Raw genomic sequence first — 20,024 nt, 5'->3', positions numbered from 1 at the left:
GCCCCGTTGGCACGCCACGCAACTCAGTCCTCGCCATCTCCGCTGCGCACGGCACGCGGCGCGCTAGTAGCGTTCCTCGCGATTGCGGGCATCGCCACGGTAGTGGGCCTCGCCCTACTGTGGCCGGGCGGCAAGCAACCGGAGGTCCTGCCCGGGTTTGAGCAGACCCAGACGTCAACGGCGGAAACCGTCAAGGCAACCGTCATTGAGCACTCGGTGGCTCCCTGTGGTGGCGTCGCAACGCCGAACCACCCTGAGTGCGACTTCCTGCGCGTAGAGCTCAAGTCCGGAGGCACCACCACGATCGAGACAGCGCAGCAGCCGGGTACCCCGGAGCTTTCGGTCGGTGACCGTGTGGTGCTCTCGGTGCACCGCAACCCCGAGACTTCGTACTCCTTCCTTGACATGGATCGCTCGATACCGCTTGGGCTGTGGCTCGCGCTCACGCTGCTGGTCGTCGTTGTGGTTGGGGCATGGCGTGGGGTGCGCGCGATTTTCGGCCTACTGTATACGTTGCTTGTCATCTTCGGCTTCCTGGTTCCCGGACTGCTGCTCGGCTACAGTCCGGTCGGACTTTCGCTGGTCACGGGGGCCGCGGTGCTCTTCCCTGTCATCTTTGTTGTGCACGGCAGGAATTGGAAATCCGCGTCAGCCCTGGCTGGCACCCTGACCGCGCTGGGGCTCGCGGCGCTCGCCGCGCGCCTCGCCATCGATACGACGCAGCTGCGCGGCCTTGCCGACGAAAACAACCTCCTCATCCACATGTACCTCCCCCAGGTGCAAGTGCCAGGCATCATGCTCGCCGGATTCATCATCGGTGCCCTCGGCGTGCTCACCGACGTCACCATTGCGCAGGCTTCAACGGTGCAGGAGCTCTACGAGACTTCGCCCGACGCGCGGCCCCGCGCCGTGTTCGCCTCCGCTATGAAGGTCGGCCACGACCACATTGCGTCGATGGTCTACACCCTGGTCCTGGCGTACATGGGCGCTGCCCTCCCCCTGTCGATGCTGCTCCAGGTCGCCGACCGGCCGCTGACCCAGGTGCTCACCTCCGACGTGGTGGCCACCGAGATCATGCGCTCGAGTATCGGCGCGATCGCGTTGGTCCTGGCAGTGCCGATCACCACGGCGATTGCCGCGTGGACAATCCGAGCTCCCCAACCCCAACAGTAATGTTGCTAGAGTTACGGGTGTGACTACTTTTAATCGACGCCGCTTCCTTCAAACCACCGCACTCGCACTTGCGAGCGCAACCCTTGGCTTCACCGCGCAAGCCCACGCCCAGGGCCGCGTCCTCGGCACTGTGATCGACTACGCGGGCGGGGTTCCGTCCGGTCGCGCAGTAAAGGCCGCCGGGCACCTCGGCGCTGTCCGCTACGTGTCGGAGCGCCGCCCCGGCGCGAACTGGATGCTGGGCAAGCCCGTCACGCTGGGCGAAACACAGGACTTCGCCGCGAACGACCTCGCCACGGCGTCCGTCTACCAGTTCGGCCGTGCCGAGACCGCCGACTGGCTCGGCGGCGCCGCTGCTGCCGCCCGCCACGCACCGGAGGCGATGCGCCTCCACGCCTCCGCCGGCGGCCCAACCGGCCGCCCGATCTACATCGCGATCGACGACAACCCCTCGCGTTCCCAGTACCTGAACCAGATCCGCCCCTACCTCCGGGCGTTCTCCGCGGCGCTGACGCTTGGCGGCTACCAGACCGGTGTATACGGAAACATCAACGTGATCCAGTGGTGCATCGAGGACGGCATCGGCTCGTTCTTCTGGCAGCACGACTGGGGCTCCGGCGGCAAACTGCACCCGCGCGCAAACATCCACCAGAAAGCAAAGTGGACCGGAGTGATCGACGGCGTCACGGTGGACATCAACAACGTCTACAGCGCCGATTGGGGCCAGTGGACCCCTGGGCGACGTGGCCCCGGCTTCACCCTTGGCGACCTGGGCAGCTCCCAGCTTTCATCACGCTTTGATTGGCGCGCGCTGCTGCCGAAGTAGCATCACGCAAAGTAGCGTCACCAGGACATGGCAAAACCCCGGTGCACAGAGCGTAAAGGCTCGCCGCACCGGGGTCTTTGCGTTTGTGCTAGCTAGGGTCTCCCGGGAACTCGCGCGGGTCATTCGACATCCGCTCGCCGCTCAACGCGTCGAGCGCTGCGATATCTTCCTGCGAAAGCTCGACCTCGACCGCCCCGAGATTCTCCTCGAGGCGAACTGGATTCGCCGTCTTCGGCACAACCGAGCATCCCAGGCTCATCACGTACGCGAGCGCAATCTGCGCCGGGGTCCGGCCGTGCTTCTCGGCGAGGCGAGTAAACACCGGATCGTCAAGGTTCGCGCCTCGCGCGAGCGGCGCCCACGCCTCGGTGACAATCCCCTTTTCCTGGTGATAGGCGCGCAGCTCCTGCTGAGTAAACCCTGCGTGCAGCTCCACCTGGTTGAGCACTGGCGCGACGCCGGTGTGCGCGATGATCTCATCGAGCACCTCTTCATAGAAGTTCGCCACGCCTACCGACTGCAACCGGCCCATGCCCTGCAGCTGCACCAAAGATTCGTACGCTTGCACGAAGGTCCCGTGCTGCGGCCACGGCCAGTGCACGAGGAAGAGATCGATAAACTCGAGCCCCATCCGCTGCAGCGACTCCTCGTAGGCTTCCGCTGCACGAGTCTGGTCATCGTTCCATAGCTTCGAGGTGATGAATAGCTCTTCGCGAGTCACATCACCGGCCGCAATCGCGTCGGCGACCGCGCGCCCAACCTGCTCCTCATTGCCGTAAAAGGAGGCAGTGTCGATGTGGCGGTAGCCCAACTCAATAGCTCGCCGCACGATGTTGACGCAGTCTTCACCTTGCAGCTTGTAAGTGCCCAGACCTAGCAGCGGAAAATCATAACCGTCGTTGAGTGTTGTCACTGGAATGCGCATATCGAATCCTTAGCGCGCGTCAAGCAGGTCGATAATGAACACCAGCGTCAGGCCGGAGAGCGGGTGGCCGCCACCAGCAGGGCCGTACGCCTTCTCCGGCGGAATCGTCAGCTTGCGGCGACCGCCAACCTTCATCCCCGGGATGCCCTCTTGCCAACCCGCGATGAGGCCAGCCAACGGGAACTCCGCGGCCTCGCCGCGGTCCCACGAAGAGTCGAACTCTTCACCGGTTGCATAGTCAACACCCAGGTAGTGCACCTGCACATAACCGCCTGCTACAGCTTCGGCTCCGTCGCCGACTACGAGATCCTCGATGACAAGGTCCGTTGGGGCAGGTGCTTCAGGTACCTCAATCGTGGGCTTTTCCATACGTGAATACTCCTTGCGTCGTTCATTCATGGCGAAACCGCCGGGTACATATCCCCAAAGTATAAAGGAAGATACGTACCCGGCGGTGAACGCTAGAGATTATCGCTGGTCACGTGGCACAAAGTCGCGCTTCGTGTAGCCGGTGTAGATCTGGCGTGGACGGTTGATCTTGGAGTTCATCGCCAGCTGCTCGCGGTACTGTGCGATCCAGCCCGGGAGACGGCCAATGGCGAAGAGCACGGTGAAGAAGTCCGTCGGGAAGCCCATCGCGCGGTAGATCAGACCGGTGTAGAAGTCTACGTTCGGGTAGAGCTTGCGCGAGATGAAGTAGTCGTCCTTCAGCGCGATCTCCTCAAGCTTCATCGCCAGGTCCAGGAGCTCGTCGCCACCGAGGTGCTCCAGCACCTCGTGTGCGGTCTCCTTGACGATCGCTGCGCGTGGGTCGTAGTTCTTGTACACGCGGTGGCCGAAGCCCATCAGGCGGACGCCCTTTTCCTTGTTCTTCACGCGGTTCATGAAGTCGGTGGCGTCGCCGCCGTGGTTGTCCTTAATGTCCTCGAGCATCTCGAGCACAGCCTGGTTTGCACCACCGTGCAGCGGGCCTGCCAGCGCGTTGATGCCGCCTGCAATGGAGACGAACATGTTCGCCTGCGCGGAAGCAATCATGCGGACCGTGGAGGTGGAGCAGTTCTGCTCGTGGTCTGCGTGCAGAATCAGCAGCTTGTCCAGAGCCTTCACCAGGATCGGGTCAACCTCGTACGGCTCGGTTGGGTAGCCGAACATCATGCGGAGGAAGTTCTCGCGTGCGTTCAGCGAGTTGTCTGGGTACATGTACGGCTTACCGCGGGATGCACGGTATGCGTACGCCGCCAGCATCGGCACCTTCGCCATCAGGCGAACGGTTGCCTTGTCCAGCTGCTCCTCGTCGAGCGGATCCAGCTGGTCCTGGTAGTAAGCAGAAAGAATGTTCACGGACGACGCCAGCACCGCCATTGGGTGTGCGTTGCGCGGGAAGACGTTGAACGCGGCCTTGAAGTCTTCGTCGAGAAGCGTGTGGTGACGAATCTCGGAGTTGAACTTCTTGTACTCATCCGTCGTTGGAAGCTCGCCATTGATGAGGAGGTACGACACCTCGTTGAACGTTGCATTCTGCGCCAGTTCAGCGATGTCGTAGCCGCGGTAACGCAGAATGCCGTTGGCGCCATCGATGTAGGTGATCTTCGACTCGGTCGAGCCAGTGGACACGTAGCCCGGATCGAAGGTGACAAGCCCAGTCTCCCCGAGGAGGTTGCCTAGCACCACTCCGTCGTTGCCCTCGGTGGCGGACTTGATGTCCATTTCGAATTCGCCACCTGGGTAGTGAAGTACAGCTTTGTCTTGACCTTCAGAAGCCATAGCAAACCTTTCTCAGAAGTTTCGGAAACCCTATTCCTTGCGGGATGCAAGGAGGTTGCAATTTACTCCCGCAATGCTAGCAAAAAATGTGACTCGCCCGACACAACTCAATAAATCTATTGACCACCACACCCCCATTTGTTCGATTTTCAAGTATCCGGAAAAGAGCTGGCGAAAGGCGCCCCGGGCGCGTCGTTGGGTAATAAGATGCAGTGAGACGCGAGTGGCGTCGTCAAGTTTCTCTACCCCCTGTTACAGGAAAGGCTGTCATGCAAACATTTCCGGTTCTTCCCCCAGCTCTGCTTCCTAGCGATGGGCGTTTTGGCTGCGGCCCTTCAAAGGTTCGCCCGGAGCAGCTCGAGGCTATCGCGAAGGGCGCGGACATCATTGGTACCTCTCACCGCCAGCCAGCTGTGAAGAATCTTGTGGGTGAGGTCCGCCAAAGTTTGCACGACTTCTTCAGCCTTCCGGAAGGCTACGAAATCGTGTTTTCGCTCGGAGGTGCGACCGCCTTTTGGGACGCCGCTACCTTCGGCCTCATCGAGACGAAGTCTGCACACCTGACGTTCGGCGAGTTTTCTGGAAAGTTTGCGAAGGCCTCGGCCGCCGCTCCATGGCTGGCTGATCCGCAGATCGTGGATTCCGCACCCGGCACCGCACCTTCGCCGCACGAGCTCGACGGCGCCGACGCCGACGTCGTTGCGTGGGCACACAACGAGACTTCCACCGGCGCGATGGTCCCTGTTCGCCGCCCGGACACCGATGCACTCGTAGTTATCGACGCTACCTCCGGCGCCGGCGGCCTCCCCGTCAATGTACACGAGGCGGACGTCTACTACTTCTCGCCGCAGAAGTGCTTCGCTTCTGACGGCGGCATGTGGTTCGCCGTGATGAGCCCAGCCGCCCTGGAGCGCATTGAAAAGATCCAGGCGTCTGGCCGCTTCATCCCCGCGTTCCTGAACTTGCAGACGGCCGTCGATAACTCACGGAAGAACCAGACGTACAACACCCCGGCAATCAGCCCTCTGTTGATGCTGGCGGAGCAGGTTCGTTGGATGAACGAGCTCGGCGGGTTGGATGCGATGGTTGCTCGCACGACGGCTTCGTCCTCCTTGCTGTACAAGTGGGCTGACAACCACGAGTTTGCAACGCCGTTCGTCGAGGACCCTGCTGCCCGTTCCAAGGTCGTCGGTACGATCGATTTCGACGAGCGCATCGACGCAGCTGAGCTGGCTAAGGCGCTTCGCCAGAATGGTTACCTGGATACGGAGCCGTACCGCAAGCTTGGCCGCAACCAGTTGCGCATCGGTCTGTTCCCTGCAATCAAGTCCGAGGACGTCAAGCACCTGACCAAGTCTATTGACTATCTAATCGAACAGGGCGTGGGCCAGAAGTAGTCCAGAACAAATGGGCTAAGCTGGTGGAGGTATTTGTCAGCGGAAAGGAGCCACATGCGCGAGTTGTACCTCATGGATGAGGAGTCCACGGAGACTTTTTTCGTCCTCCGAGATGACGAGGGCATCCGTTACCAGCTCGCGCGTTCCGAGATGCAGGCCGTGGCTGAGGAGGAATCCACCAAGCCTGAGCTTGAGGTTGCACCGGACGCGCAGGAACCATCCGCAGACGCTGACAATGCACACGGTGATGAGCACTCCGAGGACGCTACAGAGACAGCCTCCGAGGAGAAGCCCCGCAGCCTGCCGGAACCGGACCCGCTGTACTCCACCCCGCTTTCGATGCGCCCGAACCAGATCCAGGCGCGCATCCGCTCCGGCACCCAGCCGTCCGAATTGGCTGAGGAGATGGGGGTAGCTGAAAGCCGGATCGACCCGTACGCCCACCCGGTGCTCCTGGAGCGCTCGCAGGTTGCCGAGGCCGCAAAGCAGTCGCACCCGATGCGCGAGGACGGCCCAGCGAAGCTGACGCTGTTCGAAATCCTCGCCACCGCTTTCGCTGCCCGCGGGCATTCGCTTAGCGATGCCACCTGGGACGCAACCCGTGAGCCCGGCGATGATTGGGTGGTGCATGTCCGGTGGCAGGCAGGCTTGAGCGAAAACGAGGCCCTGTGGTCCTTCCACCGTCAGATGGGTTCCGCACCGACGACGGAGGCGCGAAACTCCATCGCTGCAGACCTCACAGACCCGGATTTTGTGCAGCCAGTTCGTTCACTCACGGCTATCGATCAAGACGTCGATGAGGGCGAAGACGCCACCGATGCCCCCGCTGCTTCGGACGAGGATGCAATCGCGACCGGTGACTTCTTGCAGCACCCGGATGAGGCACCGCAGCCGCAGAAGAGGCGTCGAAAAGCTGTAACTCCGCACTGGGAAGATGTCCTGTTGGGGGTCCGAACAAACACGAAGCGGCCGCGAAAGTAGGGCCCCGCTATGTCTTATAACGCCGTGGTTACCTGCTGGTTTGTCAACGTCGCACACCCGGAGGAGGTGCTCGAGGGCGAGCCGAAGGCGGACCGTGGGTTCGGCCGGAAGCTGCTCGCACAGGTTAACCCGGCGTGGCCTATTACCCCGATTGGCCAGTTCCCGCTGAATCGTTCCTCGGTTCCTGGTGTGGACGAGTATTACATTGCGGGGTACCCGGGAGTTGCGGTTGTCCGTTTCTTTGTCACGGACGCCGAGCGCATCAGCGAAACCGCCAAGGCGCTACGCACCGCACTGCCTAGCGCTGACACCTACGTCTACGCGGAAGGCACCGATTCGGATTACGCGGCGATCGCCCACTACCAGGGTGAGACGCTGCGCCGCGCGTTCTCTGCCACCCGCGACCACGTCTTCGAGGACGTCGGCTTGCCGGACCCGTTCGAGGCCCCGTACTGGGCCGGGGAAACCGCACCCCAGCTCGGCGGCATTTCGCTACCGTTCGAGCCGCCAGCGCTGATGCGCGAGGCTGAGCGCGCGTGGTTGGGTATCGAGGTCGGCGAGGGCGGTCCGGATGTGCACATCATCGGCTACGCGGTGGATGGCCGCCCGGAGCCGAAGGTCGAGGCACCTGCCCCACGCACCAAGACTGTCAACGAGGTAGCGGCGAAGTTCGCCGAGCAGACCAACACGTACGACGATTACGAGCAGCACGACGAAGAGGCAGAGCGTGACGAGTTTTCCGAGCTTGCCGACGCCTCCGTCGCAGCAGCAAAGCGCGTTGGCCGCGGGCTACGTCGCCGCGCCCGCGATCTGAAGGCTACGATTGCGGAGAAAATCCGCCACGCAGACCGCGGCTGATGAGGTCGCGCTGGCGCTCGTAGAACGCAATCGCCGCAGCCGTGGCCACGTTGAGTGAATCCGTTCCGGGCGCCATGGGGATTTTCGCGCGCACATCGGTCGCACGCATTGCGTGCTGCGTGAGCCCAGGGCCTTCCCCGCCGACGAGAAATGCCACCTTCTCGTGATCGTTAAGTGCCTCTGAGAGGTACACGGCATCGTCCGCAGGGGTCAGTGACACCAGCCACCAGCCCTGTTCCTGCAGCTGTGCGAGCTCGCGCTGCCACGTGGTTGGGGTGCCGCCAAAGTGCGCAAACGGGGTGCGAAGCACATGGCCCATCGATACGCGGACGCTGCGCCGGTAGAGCGGGTCGGCGGTGGCGGCACCGAACAGCACGCCATCAACGCCCATGCCGGCGGCGTTGCGGAAGATGGAGCCGATGTTCTCGTGGTCCCCTACTCCCTCAAGAATTACCAGGGTGCGGGCATCTGCCACGACGTCTTCGACGCTCAGCGGTTCGGGTTTATCCGCGGAGACTAACAGCCCACGGTGCATGTCGTAGCCGGCGACCTCCCCCATCACTGCGCGGCTGATCTCGTAGACCGGTATTCCTTCCGCTTTGAGGCGCTCGCCGTACTGCTCCAAAAAAGATTGGAGGCGGCCACCGAAGCCGAACACCGCGCGGACAGGAAAGCGGGACTCCACAAGGCGTCCCGCAACAAGAGGCCCCTCCGCAAACACCAGGCCTTTCTCGCGGTCTGAGTGCTTCAGGTCGCGGATATCGTCAAGCCGGGGGTCGGAGGGGTCGTCGATAACTATGCTCACGCTTTACGAGATTAGCGACATCAACGGTCCTTGTGCGAAATAGATCAGGAACAGCGCAGAAATCAGCCACATGATCCAGTGAATGTCCTTGCGTTTGCCAGCGAAGAGCGCCATCACGGTAAACGCGATGAAGCCGACGCCGATGCCGTTGGCAATCGAGTAGGTCAGCGGCATCATGATGATGGTCAAGAAGGCCGGGAAGGCAACGTCGAAACGGGTCCAGTCGATGTTGCTGACCTGCATCATCATCAGCGCGCCAACCACGACGAGGACCGGTGCGGCGGCCTCGATTGGGACGATTTCGTACAGCGGGGTGAGGAACATCGCCAGCAGGAACAGGATGCCGGTGACCACGTTTGCGAGGCCGGTGCGGGCGCCGTCAGCAATGCCGGCGGACGAGTCCACGAACACCGTGTTCGAGGAACCAGAAAACGCGCCACCGACTACTGCGCCGAAGCCTTCAACAACAAGGGCTTTCTTCATGCCTGGCAGGTTGTCGTTCTCGTCGGTCAGGCCGGCCTGGCGGCCTAGCGCCGTCATGGTGCCCATTGCGTCGAAGAAGTTCGCCAACACGAGGGTGAAGACCAGGAGGCTGGCGGCGACGACACCGACCTCAACGAAGGCACCAACCATGTCGATTTTGCCCACGAGGGACAGATCCGGGATGCCACCCAAAGAATCCGGAAGCGCAGGGACCGCGAGCGACCAGCCGTGGTCATTCTCAGCGGACGAGCCTGCACCGACGAAGGACTCCACAATCATCGAGATGATCGTCGTCGCGACGATGCCGATGAACAGCCCACCCGGAATGTTCCGGATCACCATGAAGCCACAGATGAGCAGGCCGATGACAAACACAGCCGTCGGCCACGAGGCGATCGAACCACCGAAGCCCAGCTGCACCGGGACAGTGGTGTGTGCCTCGTCAGGGATGCGGCGCACGAACCCGGCGTCCACCAAGCCGATCATCGCGATGAACATGCCGATGCCGACACTCATTGCCACCTTCATCGAGTTCGGGATGGCCTCAAAGACGGCGGTACGGAACCCGGAAATCGCAAGAATGCAGATGATAATACCGTCAATCACGATGAGGCCCATGGCCTCTGGCCAGGTCAGGCCCTGTTGCCCAACGAGTGTCACTGCAACGAGTGTGTTCAGGCCAAGGCCCGCAGCAATACCAAACGGATATTTAGCAATAACGCCGAACAAGATACACATCACACCGGCGGCAAGGGCCGTCACCGCAGCTACCTGCGGGATACCAAGCACGACACCTTCGCGGTCGGGGCTCGTGCCCAGGATCAAAGGATTCAGGAGCACGATGTACGCCATCGCAAAGAAGGTCACGATACCGGCGCGGATTTCGCGGCCGACGCTCGAGCCTCGCTCACTGATATGGAAGAATTTATCAAGCCCGCTAGCGGGCTGCTTCGTTGAAGATTCGCTTGGAATACTCACTGCGAAGATCCCCTTTAGTTCGTTGAGGAAGTTATGAAAGAGAGCAAAGTTGTTGCATGCATCGGCTGAAATCTATCTGCCAAAAGCCTGCAATAGACTTTTACCTTAGTGCACACACTTCCTAATAATTTCGACTTGGAGCCCAAAGTGGATGTATTCAGCTTTGTCATTTCGCAAGGCATGGTTGCAGATGCGGATCTGCTCACTTCGAAGCTTCGCGGCTGCGGCATCCCGCACTCGGAGTTTGAACGCCTCCGCGTTACGGTCAGCCAGGTTATGGGCCCTCGCAAAGCAGTCGTCCACGTCAGGGGAGACCATGTGTCCTTGACGCTTCGCCCGGCGCCTGCGCCCTCCACGGAGATCACCATGTTCGCGGAGCCAATCCGGGATCAGCGCGCGCAGCCGAACAGGCACGGGCCGGACCTCGGGTGGCAGTTGCACGCATCGGCAACGCTGGGCACCAACGACGGATTGCTTGCCGACGCCAGCGGCCGCATCATCTCCGCACTCCTCCAACCACTGATCACATTTCCAAGCGCCACGCAGGCGGTCTTCTCCGGGCACCCTGCTACCGCTGGATCATACGCGCTGGAGGGGGTTGTGCGTGTGTTGGAGGAGGCGGGCGTCGAAACGCATGAGGCGCACGACGGCTTCTCACTCTTCGACCTGATGCACCAGGAGACGTGGGCCGTCGATGCTGTGCAGGGTGCCCGGCTTGTCGAGCAATGGCAGGAGTACGGCACACCCAAACCTGGCCCCCGAATGATTTCGCGCGGTTTACTGCCGACGCACCGCGAGATCAATGAAACCCGGCAGCTGCGGGCATCACTGCTCTAGCGGGTTACTTCCCGTCGTGGCGCGGCGCCTTGGTATCCGCGTGTGCACCGCAGCCGTAGGATGCAGCGACGATGCGGCCATCAGCTGAGTATTCGTTGGTGCACACTCCGAAGTTCTCCCCCACTGGGTGCTCCATTGGAATGTAGAACGCGCAGGTCCGGCAGTGCAGCGTTGCCTGCTCGGCGAACGCAGAATTAGGGCCAAACTTGCCCTTCCGCCACCGCGTCTTCGCCGCATTGAGGCCTTCTTGCGTGAGGTAGTGGTCAGTTTCCCTGCCTGGGAACGTCACTGCATCCTTTGCAAAGGAGTCTGTGGTCAGGCGCTCGTCGTCAGGCGCTGGCTCCATGATGTCGCCGGGGCCGAGGTCGCCGGGGCGAAGACGCTCGGAGTACGGCACCCAGTCCGGCGCCTGCAGCGCGTCGCGAGCCGGCATGAGCGCGACCTCGTTGACGGTCACCCATGTTGAGCCCGTGGCACACGCGACGACCGCGTTCCATTCCCACCCGTTGTAGCCAGGCACGCTCGCTTCGAAGCGGTGCGTGGCCACGTTGCTCGAGAGCCCAGCGACACCGATGTGCGCGCCGACCTCGCCTTCCGCGATCTCGAGGATGGCCTCTCGCGCGACCTCAATTGCTTTGTCGCTCAGCAGTGGTGAAGAGTTCTTGTTCTGAGACACGCTCTCCATTATGGCCCATTTCTGGGGAAATGCTGCATGATGGACGTATGCGTGTTCACTCCCGACGGTTTTGGTCCATCCTGATGTGTCCTTTGGTGCTGCTCACCGTGAGTGGTTGCGATGAAGCTGCCACCGAGGTGGAGCAGCTGAAACCCGAAATCGTACAACGCTACGACTACGACCCTGCCCTGTTCACCCAGGGCCTCGAAGTCGATGAGGACGGCACGCTCCTCGTCAGTACCGGCCAATATGGAGCGTCCGGCATGTATCGGCTCACGACAGAAGGCGACGTGTTGGGCGAGGTTGCCTTGCCGGACGTGTTCTTCGGCGAAGGCATGACCCGCGTCGGAGATTCGGTTTGGCAGCTGACGTGGCAGGAGGGCACCGCGTTTCGCCGCGATGCAGCGTCCCTAGCAACTGTCGATACCGCCCACTACGACGGCGAAGGGTGGGGGCTGTGCGCCACCGATGATGCACTTATTTTCTCCGACGGTTCCGCCGAGCTGCGCCGCATGGACCCGGACACGCTCGCCGAGCTTGCGCGGTTCGAAGTCACCGACCAAGGCAAACCCGTCGAGGGTCTCAACGAGTTGGAGTGCGTCGGCGACGACGTCTACGCAAACATCTTCACAACCACCGACATCGTGCGTATCGACGCCACCTCCGGCCACGTCACGGCCAGGATCGATGCGTCGTCTCTTCCCAACAACGCCGACGAAGACATAAACAATGTGCTCAACGGGATCGCGCATATCCCTGGCACCGACGAGTTTTACCTCACCGGCAAGCGTTGGCCTGACCTCTACCGCGTCCGGCTGGTCCCGTCCCAGTAGAATTTCGCTCATGACTGCTTCCCGCCGTGCTTCCTCTCGCCTTGCACTCCAACTCGGTGCGACAGTTCTCGCCGTCGCTATCCTGCTCGCTGGGGTGTACGCGTTCATGACCTGGCAGCGCTCGCAGCCAGGTCTTCCCGTAGAAGACCTTCGGATTCACGTCACTGCATCCGACGGCGAGCACGAGATCGCCCCCTACACGCTCTGCCCCCTCGATGAACAATGTGACGGCGGTGAGCCACCGGCACTCACACGTGGTGGCTCCGACGAACTCAAATTCCGCATCGACCCAGACATCGCTGCGGGCAGCTGGCGCCTCCTCCTCATTTACGACGACCCCTCCGCCAACGAGGAGCGCCTCCACCAGGCTGGCGAGACCACCGAAGAGACCGCTCCTGCCGTCAAAGAAGGCGGGGCAAAACTCCTCGTTGCTGAAGTCTCGACGCTGGCCGTAAAAAATGACGACCACGGGGAAGAAATCCCGGTGGTCGCCACATGGTCGGTCGCGTTTGAATAACGCTTAGGCGTCAAGCTCCTTCGCCACTGCGCGCAGGATGCCCGCAACCTGTCGAGCCTCTTTGCGCTCAGGGTAGCGCCCAGCCGTCAACGCCGGTTGCACGTCGGACTCGATGAGCGTCATCACATCGGCAAGCATGCTTCCGAGTTCTTCTGGCTTCCTACGGTGCACGGGGCGACGCTTCGGCGTCTCCAAGATGGCGACGCGCAGCGCCTGCGGGCCCTTTCGGCCTGCGGCAAAGTCGAACTCGATGCGCTGTCCAGGCACAAGCTCATCCACACCATCCGGGAGCACCGACTTAGAAATAAATACGTCGTCGTCTCCAGGGTTGGATGCGAAGCCGAAGCCCTTGTCGGCGTCGAACCACTTCACCTTTCCAATTGGCATTAGTCTTCGTTCCTTCTCTGTTCTCTATGCAGACTCAGCAGTGGCTATCCATCATAGTCGTATCGCCCGTTCGAGCCCCAACACGAAAGAAAGTGCCACAAATCACATTCGCGCTAATTTTGCTCGTGAACAGGCCAAACGGCCCTACCTGCCTCCCCACATCCGCGACACCGACCCCAAAAAGTGCCCGGAGCGTGACTAAATCGTTATAAAGCGTTAGGCTGTCCCGCAGCAAGAAAACGAGGCACGCTGAGTTCTGTTCGCCTCGCACAATTACACAAAGAACAGAAGCGGAGGACCCAACCTTCGGAAACTCCCCTCCCGGAGCTTCCTTGGGGTGAAGTTGCTACTGCAACCGGGGCACCTCAGCCCGAACCCGACAGCTTACTTCGCAAGCGACAACAAGAGAGGACATCGTATTTTCATGGGACGCCATTCCAAGCAGACCACTTCCCTGACCAAGAAGGCACTCGCCGGCGCAGCCGCAACCGCGGCGTTCGCTGGACTGATGGCCCCAGAGGCCACGGCAGCGCCTGACTCCGACTGGGACCGTCTCGCACAGTGCGAGTCCGGCGGCAACTGGGCAATCAACACCGGCAACGGCTACCACGGCGGCCTGCAGTTCTCCGCGTCCACCTGGCAGGCATTCGGTGGCGGCCAGTTCGCTCCAACCGCGAACCTGGCATCCCGTGAGCAGCAGATCATCGTTGCAGAGCGCACCCTGGCACAGCAGGGTTGGGGCGCATGGCCTGCATGCTCCGCTCGCCTTGGACTGAACTCCGCTGCGACAAATCGCGACGCACAGGCTGTCTCACCGGCACCTGCTCCTGCACGCGCTGCCGTTGCATCCCCGGACGCAGCCCAGCGCCAGGCAGAGAACCCAGTTGACGCCCTGTACCGTCAGCTCGGCAGCTCCCTGAGCAACTATGGTTTCGCGATTCCGGCGCACATCCAGCAGTCCTACGCTGCGAACCGCGCGAACTACGATGCGTTCTACAGCCAGAACGCTGCACTGATCAACGCTGTTCGCTCGGGCGATCTCGCCGCTATCGGCGCAGCACTGCTGAACCGCTAAGCACTCAATAGAACGTGCCCGCCGCAGAAAGCTTGTGGCGGGCACGTTTGTTTTGCTTTATGAAAGGGGCATAGGGACTGGCCAGCCCACTCTTTCAGGGCTGGCCGAAAGGTTGAACACTTAGCGGTTGATTCGCGTCGTTGGGTGGACGTACCCGATTTCTTCCGCTGGGAGTGGGAGCACGAGCTCGTCCCCAAACGGGCTAGATGCACCGGTAAGCTGCGAGGACAGCTCGGTGACAGGCGAACCATTACCAGGGGTGTTGGTGGGCCACGCCGGGTTCGCGCGACCGATCTTCTCTACGTCTTTAGCCATGCGTACTATTCTTTCACGCCTGGGCAAAAATCGCACGTACACTAGCCAACGCTATGACTACGTTCCAGGAAGCGCTCCGCACGATGCGCCCCGAACAACTCCGGGAGCTCATTTATCTCAGGCCAGACGCCTTTTACCCCACCCCGCCATCCTGGGGTTCGCTGGGGACGCGGCTGTCGCTGGCTGGGTCTGCAGCACGAGCGTTACGCCGTCTCAACGCTGCCGAGTTGCGACTTCTGGAAGCGCTCGGGGACGTCGGCGCCGAGCTCTCTCCCGTCGACACCAACAGTGTCCCAGCAGCGCGTGTTCCCGGGGCCGCCGAGCGTCTCCGTGCGATGGCGCTCATCTATGGCCCGGATACTGCTGTACAGGTCGCACCAGGGGCACTTTCCGCGCTGCCGTCGGGCTGGCGCCTCGGGGACCAGGCCCCACCGAACCTCGACGGGCTGCTGGAAGGACTCAGCGCCCGCGAGCGCTCAGTGCTGGATACGCTAGCGGCGTCAGGTTCCGTCGGCACGACGAGGGCCGCCGCGGCGGACGCGGATCCCACGACGCCAGTTGCAACACTCATTGCGAAAGGGCTGCTCATCCGCGTCGACGCCACAACGGTCCGCCTACCTCGCCCCGTCCGCGACGTCCTCCGTGGCCTGCCACCGCGCGAGTTCCCCGAGCACGCCCCTGCCGTCAACGATCCAGATCAGCCGACGATCGACCGCAACGCGACTGGCGCGGGCCTCGACGCGGTGCGCAAGCTCCGCCAGCTGCTGCTCCTGTTACTTGAGTCCCCGGTCGCACTGAACAAGGACGGCTCCCTGGGAGTCCGCGCACATGCGGGGTTAACGCAGGCCCTCGGTTTCGATCCTGCGCTCCTCATTACCACGGGCGAATCCGCCGGCCTTCTCGGCCGTGGAAGCACCGACGAGGCCGACGTACTCGCGGCCACCCACGACGCTCTTTCCTGGTTGGACGCCACGCTCGCCGACCAGTGGGCTATCCTCCTCGCCGGCTGGCTCGCCTCGCCCTGGCGCACCGACAAGACGCCGGAGCACCGCCTCCTTTCCGAGCCCACCCACAACCCCGACGTCAGGCACGCCCGGAGGCGCATCGTCGAGTACGCGGGCCCCGACCAAGAGGCCCGATTACTGTTCCACGTACCGCTCATGGCAGCGAATTTCTCGCCCCAACTTATCGACGCCACCATCGCCGAAGCCGCATTCGTCGGCGCGATTGGCGGCGTGGGGAGCTCGCCGTCGACACCGCTGCTTGCACTTCTCAACGACGGCGACGTCGTCGAGGCCACGAAGCAGCTCGTCCCCGCGGAGGTCTCGCAGCTCATCGCGCAGGGCGACATGACACTGCTCGCCCCGGGGCCGCTCGATGCGGCGACCGCCGCCGTCGTCGAAGATATCGCCGACCTTGAATCGCCGGGCCTTGCCAGCATGTGGCGCATCAGCGACGCCTCCCTGAAGCGCGCCCTCGACCGTGGGCACGACGCCGACTCACTGCACACATGGTTGAAACAGCACATCATGGGCGAGGTTCCGCAGGCCATCACCTTCCTTATCGATGATCTCTCCCGCACCCACGGCGCAATCCGCGCCGGCAGCGCGCTGAGCTACATCCGCTGCGCCGACCCTGCCCTCCTCGCCGTGGCGGCCGAGCACGCCGATCTACGGATCCTGGCGCCGACCGTCGCCGTCAGCCCGCTTCCGCTGCCACGCTTGCTCCACGAGTTGCAAGCCGCGGGCCTGCAGCCAACCGCCGAAGACGACCACGGCGCCTCCATCACGCTTGCGGAGGAACCAACACTGGTGCGAGCAACACCGTCCTCGCTTCCCCGAACCGCCTCTCTGAGCGAAGGGGACGTCGATAAGATTGTTGCCGCCCTCAACTCGGATACGAGCCAACCTTCCGGGGTCAGCGAAACGTCAACGACTGATATGCTTCGTGCAGCAGCCCGCGCCCGTCGCCGCGTCAAGGTTGAGTACGCGGACTCGCAGGGCGCGCAGCACACCCTAACGGTCATCCCGTTGACGGTGAGTGTCGGCGTCATTGATGCGCAGGACACGGCCACGCAGCGCGTGATCCGCATACCACTGCGGCGCGTCACGACTGTGACGCTGGTGTAGAAAGAAAGGTCCAACAATGACGTTTGGGGACGGCCCACTGATCGTGCAGTCCGATAAAACCGTACTGCTTGAAATCGCGCACCCGGACGCAGCGAAAGCACGCGCAGCGCTTTCCCCATTCGCTGAACTCGAGCGCGCCCCCGAGCACGTCCATACCTACCGCATCACCCCACTTGCGCTGTGGAATGCCCGCGCCACCGGCTTCGACGCCGAGACCGCAATCGATGTCCTCGAGCGCTATTCCCGGTTCCCCGTCCCCCAGTCGCTCCTCATCGACATTGCGGAGACGATGGCGCGCTACGGGCGCGTCAGCCTACTCAATGATCCACAACGCGGGCTCATCCTCACCACGGAAGAGCCCCCAATCCTGGATGAGATTACGCGCAACAAGAACATCATCCTGTTTCTTGGCCAGCGCTTCGACGAGCACACGGTAGGCGTACACCCGTCCGCGCGCGGGCGCATCAAACAAGAACTGATCAAGACGGGCTGGCCGGTGGCGGACCACGCCGGATACGTCGACGGCGAATCCCACCCAATCGCGCTCGACTTTGACGGTTGGGAGCTTCGCGACTATCAACAGTACGCCGCCCAAGCATTCTGGGAGGGCGGCTCAGGCGTGGTGGTCCTGCCGTGCGGTGCGGGCAAAACCATCGTTGGCGCCGCCGCGATGGCGCAGGCAGAGACGACCACGCTCATCCTCGTTACCAACACTGTCGCCGGGCGGCAGTGGCGCGATGAGCTGCTGCGCCGCACCACGCTCACCCCGGAAGAAATCGGTGAGTACTCCGGCGAAAAGAAGGAGATCCGCCCGGTCACCATCGCGACCTACCAGGTCGTCACCCGGAAAACGAAAGGCGAATACCGCGCCCTCGAGCTTTTCGACACCACCGACTGGGGCCTCATCATCTACGACGAAGTCCACCTCCTCCCTGCCCCCGTTTTCCGTATGGCGGCCGACCTCCAGTCCCGCCGCCGTCTCGGCCTGACCGCAACGCTCATCCGCGAGGACGGCCGCGAGGACGACGTCTTCTCCCTCATCGGCCCCAAGCGTTACGACGCCCCCTGGAAAGAACTCGAAATGGCAGGCTTCATCGCCACCGCCGAATGCATCGAGGCCCGCACCACGCTCACGGAAGAAGAGCGCCTCAGCTACGCGACGGCCTCCGCACGCGAGCGCTACCGCCTGGCCGCCACCGCATCAGCCAAGCTCTCGACGGTCAAGGACATTCTCGCCCGCCACGAGGGCGAACCGACGCTCATCATCGGAGCTTACGTCGATCACCTGCGCCACATCGCGCAGCAGATCGACGCCCCACTCATCGACGGCCGCACCAGCACCAAAGCCCGCGAAGAAGCCTTCGAGCGCTTCCGCCAGGGCGAAATCCGCACCCTCGTCGTATCGAAGGTGGCGAACTTCTCCATCGACCTCCCCCAGGCAGCCGTGGGAATCCAGGTCTCAGGCACGTTCGGTTCCCGCCAGGAAGAGGCCCAGCGCCTCGGCCGACTCCTTCGACCCAAGCCGGACAGCAGTGAGGTCTTGTTCTACACCGTGGTCACACGAGACACCCTGGACGCCGAGTACGCCATGCACCGCCAACGCTTCCTCGCCGAACAGGGCTACGCTTATCGCATCATGGATGCCTCAGACCTCAAACGCGGCCTATAGACTGTGGCCTATGACTGAACAACCATTCCGCTTCAACGTCGACGAAGAATACGCCAAAGAACACAACGAACTTATTCGAAATACCAAGAACCTCGTTACCTCAAGCATCGCTCTGTTCGTCGTCTGCCTCATCGCGGGCGTCATAGTCTGGTTCCTCGTCGACCCGACCTCCCCCTGGCGCCTACTCGGATCCCTCTCCCTTATCTTTTTCGGCACCATCATGCTGATCGTCGGTCTTGCTATTCCTCGCGCGGTTCCACGTACCCAAGCAATTTACGACGCCAACCCCCTCTCTCCCGCTGTCATCACCGATGACAAGGGCACCACAGTTACCCTCACCGCGTTAGTAAACACAGTCGTTGACCAGCAGTCCCCTGCCGAGTGGGCGCTCACCTCAACTGTGGTGCAACGGATCCCCGGCGTCACTCCTAAGGTTGGCGCTGCAGTTCCGTGCGTCGCTGTGGGAGGCCAGCGCACATCCCGCGACAAGGCACACTGGGCAACGATTACTCCGATGCCAATCGCGTGGGGCACCCCTTCAGAGGAAGTTATCAAACAAGCCACGGACTACATCCCCGACGATCAGTGGCGCGCCCTCAAGCAAGCTATCCGCGACGAGGATCTAGTCAAGAAGTCTAGAAATGAGCTCATAGCTTTTTAGGCCGACATCCTCGCCTCTGCGTACGCCCCAGGGAATGCTTATGTCCCCTGGGGCGTATTGCTTGCACCATGCCTCAGCCATTGAGGCCAGGTAGCCTGAGAGGCCTAACACTTTGAACGGAGACCCAAGATGAACGATGCTTTTCCCCTTCGCACCCCTCGCCTTATCCTCACTCCTCCCACGGACCAAGATATAGACGCCATTTTTAGGATCCACGCCGACGCCCGCACCTATCAACACCGTCCCGACCTCGCGATGAAAAACCGCAAAGAGGCAGAGAAGTTGGCGCGCACATGGCAAGAAAACTGGGATGAACAGGGTCTTGGCTACTACGTAGTGTCCACGATTGACGGAACAACCATCGGGTTTACTGGAGTACGCCACAGTGAGGAAGCCGGTGAACAGGTACTCAACCTCTATTACCGATTCGCCCCTGAATCTCAGGGCCAGGGATACGCAAAGGAGGCTGCATCTGCGGCGATTGCCAATGCACAGGAACGTTTCCCGCAGCTTCCAGTCATCGCTATCATCGACCCCACTAATGAGGCATCGATCGGTTTAGCATTGAGGCTCGGATTCCAGCACGTCCATGGTGCGGGTGTACCGAACGATTACGAGGTATACCGCCTCTCCTGACTTCTCAACTCAACGCGGCGGGGTTCTCGACGCGAGCCTCTCTAGATACATCCCCGTTTGTTTGTTGTGGGTGCACAAAAAAGAGTGCGGTGGGTACCA

21 protein-coding genes and 1 riboswitch are annotated in these 20,024 nt (G+C 62.0%); of the genes, 13 read left to right on the top strand and 8 right to left on the bottom strand.

Translation table 11 applies throughout. The annotated features are described in order from the left end of the window. The first annotated feature begins 6 nt into the window (after positions 1-6). On the top strand, positions 7-1,173 hold the full coding sequence (locus tag HMPREF3170_RS09025; protein ID WP_070479223.1) for a YibE/F family protein: 1,167 nt from the start codon (positions 7-9) through the stop codon (positions 1,171-1,173). 19 nt (positions 1,174-1,192) lie between these two features. Further along, positions 1,193-1,999: a DUF1906 domain-containing protein gene (locus HMPREF3170_RS09020; RefSeq protein ID WP_070479222.1), complete on the top strand. Its 807-nt coding sequence runs from the start codon at positions 1,193-1,195 to the stop codon at positions 1,997-1,999. A gap of 88 nt (positions 2,000-2,087) precedes the next feature. Here HMPREF3170_RS09020 and HMPREF3170_RS09015 read toward each other — a convergent pair whose 3' ends face one another. The 3 genes from HMPREF3170_RS09015 to HMPREF3170_RS09005 form a co-directional block, all read right to left on the bottom strand. Beyond that, complete coding sequence (locus tag HMPREF3170_RS09015) at positions 2,088-2,924, bottom strand: aldo/keto reductase (RefSeq protein WP_070362853.1); 837 nt, start codon at positions 2,922-2,924, stop codon at positions 2,088-2,090. Positions 2,925-2,933: 9 nt separating this feature from the next. After that, complete coding sequence (locus HMPREF3170_RS09010) at positions 2,934-3,293, bottom strand: FKBP-type peptidyl-prolyl cis-trans isomerase (RefSeq protein WP_070362854.1); 360 nt, start codon at positions 3,291-3,293, stop codon at positions 2,934-2,936. Positions 3,294-3,392: 99 nt separating this feature from the next. After that, positions 3,393-4,688 (bottom strand): citrate synthase, encoded by a 1,296-nt coding sequence (locus tag HMPREF3170_RS09005; protein ID WP_070362855.1) that lies wholly within the window; start codon positions 4,686-4,688, stop codon positions 3,393-3,395. A gap of 269 nt (positions 4,689-4,957) precedes the next feature. On the opposite strand from HMPREF3170_RS09005, the gene serC reads away from it, so the two are divergent. The 3 genes from serC to HMPREF3170_RS08990 are packed head-to-tail and all read left to right on the top strand — an operon-like array spanning position 4,958 to position 7,924. Then, complete coding sequence (serC, locus tag HMPREF3170_RS09000; protein ID WP_070479220.1) at positions 4,958-6,085, top strand: phosphoserine transaminase; 1,128 nt, start codon at positions 4,958-4,960, stop codon at positions 6,083-6,085. A 54-nt stretch (positions 6,086-6,139) separates the two neighbouring features. Then, positions 6,140-7,066 (top strand): septation protein SepH, encoded by a 927-nt coding sequence (gene sepH / locus HMPREF3170_RS08995; protein WP_070479219.1) that lies wholly within the window; start codon positions 6,140-6,142, stop codon positions 7,064-7,066. 9 nt (positions 7,067-7,075) lie between these two features. Beyond that, positions 7,076-7,924, top strand: a complete 849-nt coding sequence (locus tag HMPREF3170_RS08990; RefSeq protein WP_070479217.1) for a DUF6928 family protein — start codon at positions 7,076-7,078, stop codon at positions 7,922-7,924. On the opposite strand, the gene HMPREF3170_RS08985 is transcribed toward HMPREF3170_RS08990, so the two are convergent. Together HMPREF3170_RS08985 and HMPREF3170_RS08980 are read right to left on the bottom strand one after the other, a co-directional pair. Next, on the bottom strand, positions 7,884-8,723 hold the full coding sequence (locus tag HMPREF3170_RS08985) for a TrmH family RNA methyltransferase (protein ID WP_070479343.1): 840 nt from the start codon (positions 8,721-8,723) through the stop codon (positions 7,884-7,886). The two genes, HMPREF3170_RS08990 and HMPREF3170_RS08985, sit on opposite strands and share 41 nt — an antisense overlap. Before the next feature lie 9 nt (positions 8,724-8,732). Beyond that, positions 8,733-10,190, bottom strand: coding sequence for an NCS2 family permease (locus tag HMPREF3170_RS08980; RefSeq protein ID WP_240492729.1), 1,458 nt, complete (start codon positions 10,188-10,190; stop codon positions 8,733-8,735). A gap of 135 nt (positions 10,191-10,325) precedes the next feature. Here HMPREF3170_RS08980 and HMPREF3170_RS08975 point away from each other — a divergent pair, with 135 nt between their 5' ends. Further along, the gene (locus HMPREF3170_RS08975; protein ID WP_141742260.1) at positions 10,326-11,027 is read left to right on the top strand and encodes a hypothetical protein; all 702 of its coding nucleotides are present in this window, start codon (positions 10,326-10,328) and stop codon (positions 11,025-11,027) included. A gap of 4 nt (positions 11,028-11,031) precedes the next feature. On the opposite strand, the gene HMPREF3170_RS08970 is transcribed toward HMPREF3170_RS08975, so the two are convergent. Next, entirely contained in the window at positions 11,032-11,703 is a 672-nt protein-coding gene (locus HMPREF3170_RS08970) for a DUF3027 domain-containing protein (RefSeq protein ID WP_369822037.1), read from the bottom strand. Positions 11,704-11,750: 47 nt separating this feature from the next. On the opposite strand from HMPREF3170_RS08970, the gene HMPREF3170_RS08965 reads away from it, so the two are divergent. Together HMPREF3170_RS08965 and HMPREF3170_RS08960 are read left to right on the top strand one after the other, a co-directional pair. Continuing rightward, positions 11,751-12,536: a glutaminyl-peptide cyclotransferase gene (locus tag HMPREF3170_RS08965; RefSeq protein ID WP_070363560.1), complete on the top strand. Its 786-nt coding sequence runs from the start codon at positions 11,751-11,753 to the stop codon at positions 12,534-12,536. A gap of 10 nt (positions 12,537-12,546) precedes the next feature. Further along, positions 12,547-13,053 (top strand): DUF2771 domain-containing protein, encoded by a 507-nt coding sequence (locus HMPREF3170_RS08960; RefSeq protein ID WP_070479214.1) that lies wholly within the window; start codon positions 12,547-12,549, stop codon positions 13,051-13,053. Between the two features lie 3 nt (positions 13,054-13,056). On the opposite strand, the gene HMPREF3170_RS08955 is transcribed toward HMPREF3170_RS08960, so the two are convergent. After that, a complete protein-coding gene (locus tag HMPREF3170_RS08955) occupies positions 13,057-13,440 on the bottom strand; it encodes a cold-shock protein (RefSeq protein ID WP_070362863.1) in 384 nt (127 codons plus the stop codon). Positions 13,441-13,677: 237 nt separating this feature from the next. Next, a riboswitch (cyclic di-AMP (ydaO/yuaA leader) is annotated at positions 13,678-13,855 on the top strand. Positions 13,856-13,864: 9 nt separating this feature from the next. Between HMPREF3170_RS08955 and HMPREF3170_RS08950 the strand changes: the two genes are divergently transcribed. Then, complete coding sequence (locus tag HMPREF3170_RS08950; RefSeq protein WP_070479212.1) at positions 13,865-14,515, top strand: resuscitation-promoting factor Rpf1 domain-containing protein; 651 nt, start codon at positions 13,865-13,867, stop codon at positions 14,513-14,515. Positions 14,516-14,635: 120 nt separating this feature from the next. On the opposite strand, the gene HMPREF3170_RS08945 is transcribed toward HMPREF3170_RS08950, so the two are convergent. Next, a complete protein-coding gene (locus HMPREF3170_RS08945; RefSeq protein WP_070362866.1) occupies positions 14,636-14,830 on the bottom strand; it encodes a hypothetical protein in 195 nt (64 codons plus the stop codon). Positions 14,831-14,883: 53 nt separating this feature from the next. Here HMPREF3170_RS08945 and HMPREF3170_RS08940 point away from each other — a divergent pair, with 53 nt between their 5' ends. From HMPREF3170_RS08940 to HMPREF3170_RS08925, 4 genes are all read left to right on the top strand, one after another. Beyond that, positions 14,884-16,959 carry a helicase-associated domain-containing protein gene (locus HMPREF3170_RS08940; protein ID WP_070479211.1) on the top strand — a complete coding sequence of 692 codons (2,076 nt, stop codon included), beginning with the start codon at positions 14,884-14,886 and terminating at the stop codon, positions 16,957-16,959. A 16-nt stretch (positions 16,960-16,975) separates the two neighbouring features. Further along, the gene (locus HMPREF3170_RS08935; RefSeq protein WP_070479209.1) at positions 16,976-18,628 is read left to right on the top strand and encodes a DNA repair helicase XPB; all 1,653 of its coding nucleotides are present in this window, start codon (positions 16,976-16,978) and stop codon (positions 18,626-18,628) included. A gap of 10 nt (positions 18,629-18,638) precedes the next feature. Further along, a complete protein-coding gene (locus HMPREF3170_RS08930; protein WP_070479208.1) occupies positions 18,639-19,289 on the top strand; it encodes a DUF3239 domain-containing protein in 651 nt (216 codons plus the stop codon). 129 nt (positions 19,290-19,418) lie between these two features. Further along, entirely contained in the window at positions 19,419-19,925 is a 507-nt protein-coding gene (locus HMPREF3170_RS08925; RefSeq protein ID WP_070479206.1) for a GNAT family N-acetyltransferase, read from the top strand. The last annotated feature ends 99 nt before the right edge of the window (positions 19,926-20,024 follow it).

The sequence above is a fragment of the Corynebacterium sp. HMSC08D02 genome, from assembly GCF_001807505.1.
GTDB lineage: Bacteria > Actinomycetota > Actinomycetes > Mycobacteriales > Mycobacteriaceae > Corynebacterium > Corynebacterium pseudogenitalium.
Note: the sequence above shows the minus strand (reverse complement) of the source record. Positions and strands in the feature narration are given on the sequence as shown.